Source organism: Frankia sp. AgB32, assembly GCF_023243045.1.
In the GTDB taxonomy this organism is placed as follows: domain Bacteria; phylum Actinomycetota; class Actinomycetes; order Frankiales; family Frankiaceae; genus Frankia.
In genome coordinates, this window is the sequence record NZ_JALKFX010000271.1 from 1 (window position 1) to 6,405 (window position 6,405).

At 73.2% G+C, this 6,405-nt stretch carries 7 protein-coding genes; 4 read left to right on the forward strand and 3 right to left on the reverse strand.

Annotated features, from left to right (window positions below; genetic code table 11):
• Nucleotides 1–37: 37 nt before the first annotated feature.
• Together MXD60_RS28320 and MXD60_RS28325 are read right to left on the reverse strand one after the other, a co-directional pair.
• The gene (locus MXD60_RS28320) at nt 38–190 is read right to left on the reverse strand and encodes a hypothetical protein (RefSeq protein ID WP_248822756.1); all 153 of its coding nucleotides are present in this window, start codon (nt 188–190) and stop codon (nt 38–40) included.
• Nucleotides 191–347: 157 nt separating this feature from the next.
• A complete protein-coding gene (locus MXD60_RS28325) occupies nt 348–1,520 on the reverse strand; it encodes a DUF5926 family protein (RefSeq protein ID WP_248822759.1) in 1,173 nt (390 codons plus the stop codon).
• Between the two features lie 491 nt (nt 1,521–2,011).
• On the opposite strand from MXD60_RS28325, the gene MXD60_RS28330 reads away from it, so the two are divergent.
• From MXD60_RS28330 to purQ, 3 genes are all read left to right on the forward strand, one after another.
• On the forward strand, nt 2,012–2,971 hold the full coding sequence (locus MXD60_RS28330; protein WP_248822757.1) for an NAD(P)/FAD-dependent oxidoreductase: 960 nt from the start codon (nt 2,012–2,014) through the stop codon (nt 2,969–2,971).
• A gap of 32 nt (nt 2,972–3,003) precedes the next feature.
• On the forward strand, nt 3,004–3,600 hold the full coding sequence (locus MXD60_RS28335; protein WP_308222633.1) for an ATP-binding protein: 597 nt from the start codon (nt 3,004–3,006) through the stop codon (nt 3,598–3,600).
• Between the two features lie 106 nt (nt 3,601–3,706).
• Nucleotides 3,707–4,417 carry a phosphoribosylformylglycinamidine synthase subunit PurQ gene (gene purQ, locus MXD60_RS28340; protein ID WP_518468858.1) on the forward strand — a complete coding sequence of 237 codons (711 nt, stop codon included), beginning with the start codon at nt 3,707–3,709 and terminating at the stop codon, nt 4,415–4,417.
• Here purQ and MXD60_RS28345 read toward each other — a convergent pair.
• Complete coding sequence (locus tag MXD60_RS28345; protein WP_283099133.1) at nt 4,394–5,479, reverse strand: ABC transporter ATP-binding protein; 1,086 nt, start codon at nt 5,477–5,479, stop codon at nt 4,394–4,396. The genes purQ and MXD60_RS28345 overlap by 24 nt on opposite strands.
• A 35-nt stretch (nt 5,480–5,514) precedes the next feature.
• Here MXD60_RS28345 and MXD60_RS28350 point away from each other — a divergent pair, with 35 nt between their 5' ends.
• Nucleotides 5,515–6,273, forward strand: coding sequence for an ABC transporter permease (locus tag MXD60_RS28350; RefSeq protein ID WP_248822758.1), 759 nt, complete (start codon nt 5,515–5,517; stop codon nt 6,271–6,273).
• Nucleotides 6,274–6,405: the final 132 nt, after the last annotated feature.

Below are 6,405 nucleotides of genomic sequence, written 5' to 3' on the forward strand. Positions count from 1 at the left end.
GGTCGGGCGGCCGCGGACGAGGACGGTCCGCAGCTCCTCACTCGTCTTGATCAGGAACGGCCGGTAGGGGTCGCGGGGGCCCCCCCCCCGGGCCCCCCCCCCCCCGGGGGGGGCGGGCGGGGGGGCCGGCCCGCGCCGCGCTGCCGCCCGCCGGACCCGCCCCGACGACGACGACGTCGAAGGTGCTCATCGAAGCGTCTTCCAGACCCATCTCACTCCGTGCGACTCAGACCGTGCAACTCGGACTTCCTGCACCTCAGACTCCGTGCAGCTCAGACGCCCCTGTTACCCAGGCACCCTGCCACCAGGACGGGCCCTGCGCAGGTCGGACCACGCCGCGTGGCCGCTCAGCGCAGCGTCAGGCTACGGCCGACCAGGCCGGCCCGGATCCGGCGCTCGGACGCACTCAGCGGCGCCGTGTCGGCCAACGCGTCGCGATATGCCTTCCGCAGCGCGGCGGCCGGCTCCTCGCAGCGGTCCGCGGGTGTGTCCGCGGCCAGGTCCCAGACGGGGACGACGAGGCCGTCCGCCCGGAAGAACCCGACGAACCGCGAGCCGTCACCCACCGTCAGCCGCTCGCTGACGGCCAGCCGGGCGAGCACGTCGAGCAGCGCCTCCTCCGAGGCGGCGATGTCGGCGTCGGCCCAGGTGCCCGCACCAGCGTCCGAGGTGGACCCGGCCGGCGCGGGCGCCGCGTCGACCTCGGCGGGCGCGGCGGGCGCGGCGAGCGGCAATGCCCAGCGCAGGTGCCAGCGGTCCCCGGGATGGCACCAGTAGGCGGCCGGCACGGATTCCAGCCGGCTGGTCGGCACCACGGTGGAGTTGGCCCGCTCCAGCATGGCCGCCACCTCCTGACCGGGCCCGCCGTCATCGTCCGACGGCGGCAGCCACCAGTCGAAACCGGCGTGCACGCTGATCTCCAACGGCGCCGGGTCAAGCAGGTCGACGAGCCCCGGCAGGCCGGTGAGCCCGTCGTAGCGTTGCTCGACGAGCGGCGGCGACGACACGACCGGTGCGTCGATCACGGTGCCCGGCTCGGCGTCGAGGGCGGCCAGCAGCGCCCCCGCGATGTCCCGGGACGCGTCCAGACCGGGCACCGCGACCTGCATGGCGACCAGGATCTCGCCGGAGTCCCGGACGAGTGCCGGGGCGGCCTGCGGCAGCATCGTGGCGAGCGTGATCCGCCGGTCGGCGTGCTCGGGGTGCGCCGCGAGGTGGTCGGCCGAGAGCCGCAGGGCCGCCGTGGCACTCGGCACCAGCTCGCGCAGGGCGACGAGATCGGGCTCGTCCCGGCGCCCGACGAAGGGCCGCAGCACCGGGGCCGGCCGGCGGCGCTCGCCGTGACACGCCTTGTAACGGCGCCCTGAGCCGCACGGGCAGGGCTCGCGCGGCCCGACGACGGGGATCGGCCCGTCCGGGGCCGGCTGCGCGGAGGTTCGGCGGCGCCCGCCGGCGGAACCGGACGCGGCGAGTTGGGCGGTGCGGGCGCCCGGGCGCTGGGGGGCGGGTCGGCGTGCGATCGCGGGCTCCTGAGTAGCTGGGACGGCAAGGTAGCTGGGACGGCAAGGTAGCTGGGACGGCGTGAACCGGCGGATGGCCTTGATCCGGCAGTAAGGCGATCCGGCAGTAAGGCTAGGCCATTGCCGCCGAACGTCGCGGATGCCGGGCGGTCGCGGACGCGTGGCGCACCCTGGCCGGGCCACCCGCCGCCGAGGGGTACCCGCCGCCGCAGTCGGCGAACCTTCCGGCCCTGGCAGCACAGAAGGAGCGCGGCGCCAGGGAAGAATGCCAGGGATAACCCGCACACACACCGCGTGTTGTCCCACTACCGCGACACTGCGGTCACGTGGCTGGTCCCGTGCGGGCACGATGATGGTGGCGCGGCCGACCGGCCACGCCACCGCGCGGCTCCGCCCGGAAAGCAGCGGTGGTCCGTCCGGGAATTCAACGGCGGTCCGCCCTGTCCGCGTACAGGGCGAGGCAGCGGGCAGGTGGAGACAATGGGGGGTCGGTGGCAAAGGTCGTGGTCGCCGGCGGTGGAATTGCGGGAATTGCCTGCGCCTGTGTGCTTCAGGCGGAGGGAATCTCGGTGCGGGTCCAGGACCGGGGCCGGGCGATCGGTGGCCGGATGTCCTCCCGTTGGATCGACGGCCGCATCGTCGATGCCGGGGCGTCCTACTTCACCGTCAGTTCACCGGAATTCGCCGAGGTGGTCCAGGACTGGTCGGCCCGGGGGATGGCCCGGGCCTGGACCCGCCGGCTGGATGTGATCCGCGGCCCGGCGGCCGGCCTGACCGTGGGCGAGGCCGGCCCGCTGCGCTACTCGGCGCCCCGCGGCCTGCGCTCGCTGGTCGCGGACCTGGCCTCCCGCTCCGGCATCACGGTCCTGCAGTCATCGCCGATCAACCGGATCACCCCGGGGCTGGCCGTCGACGGGGAGCGGGTGGACGCCGCGGTGCTGGCCATGCCGGACCCACAGGCAGCGCGCCACCTGGACGACACCTTCGTGGCGGAACGCGCCCTTGTCGCCGACCGTCCGTGGGCTCCGGCGCTCGCCCTGCTGGCCGGTTGGAAGCACCGCTGGTGGGCACCGATGGACGGCGCGTTCGTGCACGACGACGACACCCTCGCGTGGATCGCCGACGACGGCCGCCGCCGCGGCGACCAGGCCCCGGTGCTGGTCGCCCATTCGACCGCCGAGTTCGCCCGCCCCTACCTGGCGGAGCCCGCGGCGGCCGGCGGCCGGCTGGTCGAGGCCCTGCGCCGACTGCTGGCGATCCCGGAGGCACCGCACTGGGTGCACGTTCAGCGCTGGATGTTCGCGCGGCCGGAGCAGCCGCACGACGAGCGGTACTTCCTGTCCGACAACGGCATTGGCCTGGCCGGCGACGGCTGGGGCGAACCGAAGATCGAGACTGCCTGGCTGTCCGGCACGGCCCTCGGCCGAGCCCTCGTCGATCGCCTTCGCTGATCAGCCAGCCACCATGTGACGAAGGCAGACAAATGTCGGTCGAGCTCGTTCGATTGGAGTCGCCGGAGGCGGGTACATCTGCCGTCATGGAGATCAAACTAAGCCTGGCGTTGCCCCGCGACGAGATCTCCATTCCGGTCGTTCGACGAATATGCGCGCAATCACTAAAAGTCCTCGGGGTCACCCAAGAATGCATCAATGATGTTGAGCTTGCGTTGACCGAGGCAAGCGCCAATGTTCTTCTTCACGCGCAGGACGGCGACGAGTACGAGGTTTCGGTCGGCGTGGACAACGAGGTCGCGGTCATCGAGGTGAGCGACCACGGCGGCGGTTTCGGTGCCGAGTTCGATCCCGACGCTCTGATCGGCGCCGCCAGCGATGGCACACCCACGGAAGGCGTCCCCGAGCAGGGGCGCGGGATCTTCCTCATGCGCGCCCTCATGGACCAGGTCCAGTTCCACCGCGTGGACGGGCCGTACCGGGGCACCCGGGTGCACCTGGAGAAGACGTTGGTCTGGGAGGACAGCGCGCCGGGCGCGCGGCTCAGCCGGCCGCGTTCCGCGCTTGGCCCGTGGGGCGTCGAGCCGGCCCGGGCCGACGCCGACGGCGCGCCGGTCGGTCCTCCGTGAAGAGCCGCCGCCGACCTGGCACCGTCGCCCGGACCAAGCCGCTACCCTGATCCCAGGCAGACGGCGACAGCACCGGACGGTGCCGGAGGTGCGGGTGAGTGCCGGGATGAGCGCGATGGACGGCGGCGCGGCGACGGCGACCCCCCGGGTCGGGGTCGTGACGTTTCCGGGCTCCCTGGACGATCGGGACGCAGCCCTCGCGGTGCGCGCCGCGGGCGCGGAGCCCGTCGCGCTCTGGCACGGGGACGACGATCTCGCCGGGGTTGACGCGGTGGTCCTACCTGGCGGCTTCTCCTACGGCGACTACCTGCGGGCCGGCGCGATCGCCCGGTTCTCCCCGATGGTCGCGACCATCGTCGCGGCGGCCGCCGACGGGCTGCCCGTCCTGGGCATCTGCAACGGCTTCCAGGTACTCTGCGAGGCCGGGCTGCTGCCGGGCGCGCTGACCCGCAACGTCGGACTGCACTTCGTCTGCCGGGACCAGCGCCTGCGGGTCGAGACCGCGACCACCGCCTGGACCCGGGACTACCAGCGCGGGGACGAAATCGTCATTCCGATCAAGCACGGCGAGGGCCGCTACGTGGCCAGCCCCGACGTCCTCGCCGAACTCGCCGCCGAGGACCGGGTCGTGCTGCGCTACGTGGGCGGCAACCCGAACGGCTCGGCCGTGGACATCGCCAGCGTGTGCGACGCGCGGCGCACCGTCGTCGGCCTCATGCCCCATCCGGAGCATGCGGTCGACGGGCTGACCGGCGCCGGCGTCGACGGGCTGCCGATGTTCACCTCCGTGCTCTCAGGCCTGCTCAGCAACGTCTGACCCGGCCAGGCCGGCCACCGGCTCGCGGTCGGCATCCGCGGCCACCGACCGACGCAGCGCCGCGTGCAGGCCCGCGGGCGTGAGCACGCCGACGACCACGCCCCCGGCGTACACGTCGAGGCTGTCGCGGTCCTGCGCCAGCAGCGCGGCGAGCGCCTCCCGCAGGGACGCACCCTCCTGGACACCCGCCGGCGGGTGCCCGGCCGCGGCGCCGTCGCTTGCCGCCGCCGCGCCGGCGGGCGGGTCCAGATCGTCGCGCAGCAGCGGCGTCACGGCGAGGCGGCGCAGCGCCCGGTCCGACCCGGCGAAGCCGGCCACGAAGTCGGTCGCGGGTCGGCCGAGGATCCGCGCGGGCGGGTCGATCTGCTCCAGCGAGCCGCCCTGGCGGAACACCGCGATCCGATCCCCGAGCCGAATCGCCTCGTCGAGGTCGTGGGTGACGAACACGATCGTCTTGCGGATCTCCCGCTGCAGCCGCAGGAACTCGGCCTGCAGCCGGTCGCGGGCGATCGGGTCGATCGCCGAGAACGGCTCGTCCATCAGCAGCACCGGCGGGTCCGCCGCCAGCGCCCGGGCCACGCCGACCCGCTGCTGCTGACCGCCGGAGAGCTCGTGCGGATAACGCCGGCCCAGCGTGGCCGGCTCCAGCCCGACCAGTTCCAGGAGCTCGTCGACCCGGGACCGGATCCGCCCCTTGTCCCAACCGAGCAGCCGCGGCACCGTGCCGACGTTGGCCCGCACGGTCAGGTGCGGAAACAGCCCGATCTGCTGGATGACGTAACCGATCCGCCGCCGCAGCCGCACCGGGTCGGTGCGGGTGACGTCCTCCCCGGCCACCAGAATCCGCCCACTTGTCGGCTCGACCAGCCGATTGATCATCTTCATCGTCGTGGTCTTGCCACAGCCGGACGGGCCCACCAGACACAGCAGCTCCCCGGCCGGCACGTCGAAGCTCAGGTCACCGACGGCGACCGTGCCGTCCGGGTAACGCTTGCCGACACCCACCAGCGAGATCATCGGATCCGCCGAGGTCACGGGGCTCACGACGGGCTGCGCGGCCATGGGCATGCGTCCTCTCGACCGGTTACGGTGCTTCGGTGGCCATCGTCGCGTCCGGTAACTGTCTCGAACGGAACGCCTGGATCTGCGGAGACTACGTCCGGACGCGTTCCGACGAACTGTGGACGGCGTCACGCGAGCACATCCTGCTGACCGTGAGCGCGGTCGCGATCGGGCTGGTCATCGCGGTGCCGCTGGTACTGCTGGCGCGGCGCTTCCGGGTCGCCGTGGCCTGGATCGGCGGGCTGACGAGCGTGCTGTACACGGTGCCGTCGTTGGCGTTCTTCGCGCTGCTGCTGCCGGTCACCGGGCTGTCGACGACGACGGTGCGCATCGGTCTGGTGGTCTACACCCTGGTCATCCTGTTCCGAGGGCTGCTCGCCGGGCTCGACGCGGTCCCGGCCGCGGCGCGCGAGGCCGCCCGCGGCATGGGCTACGGCCCGGCCCGGCTGCTGCTCACCGTGGAACTGCCGCTCGCCCTGCCGGCGATCATGGCCGCGATCCGGGTGGCCACCGTGTCGACGGTCGCGATGGTCACCGTCGGGGCGACCATCGGCCACGGCGGCCTCGGCAACCTCATCTACGACGGCCTGGGCAGCTCGTTCAAGGCGGAGGTGCTGACCGCCTCGGTGTTGTGCGTGGCGCTGGCCGTGGTCGCCGACCTGCTCCTCGCCGGCCTGGAACGGCTGCTGACCCCGTGGCGCCACGGCCGGCGCGGCCGGCGGGCCGCGCGCGACGGCGCGCCACCGGGACAGACCTCCGTCGCCGCGCCGAAGCCCCGGCAGAGCGCCGCATGAGCACCCTGACCGGCGCGATCGACTGGCTCACCACCGGCTCGAACTGGCGGGGCAGCGAGGGGTTGTCAACTGCCGCAGCTTGAGTATGCGATATAATGCGTAAGTGAACTTGAAGCAGTGGGCTGAGCGTGA

What these genes read in the sequence shown, in the direction of transcription:
- MXD60_RS28320 (WP_248822756.1), bottom strand. Translation starts at nt 190, where the DNA reads ATGAGCACCTTCGACGTCGTCGTCGTCGGGGCGGGTCCGGCGGGCGGC.
- MXD60_RS28345 (WP_283099133.1), bottom strand. Translation starts at nt 5,479, where the DNA reads ATGGCCGCGCAGCCCGTCGTGAGCCCCGTGACCTCGGCGGATCCGATG.
- MXD60_RS28335 (WP_308222633.1), top strand. Translation starts at nt 3,004, where the DNA reads ATGTCGGTCGAGCTCGTTCGATTGGAGTCGCCGGAGGCGGGTACATCT.
- purQ (WP_518468858.1), top strand. Translation starts at nt 3,707, where the DNA reads ATGAGCGCGATGGACGGCGGCGCGGCGACGGCGACCCCCCGGGTCGGG.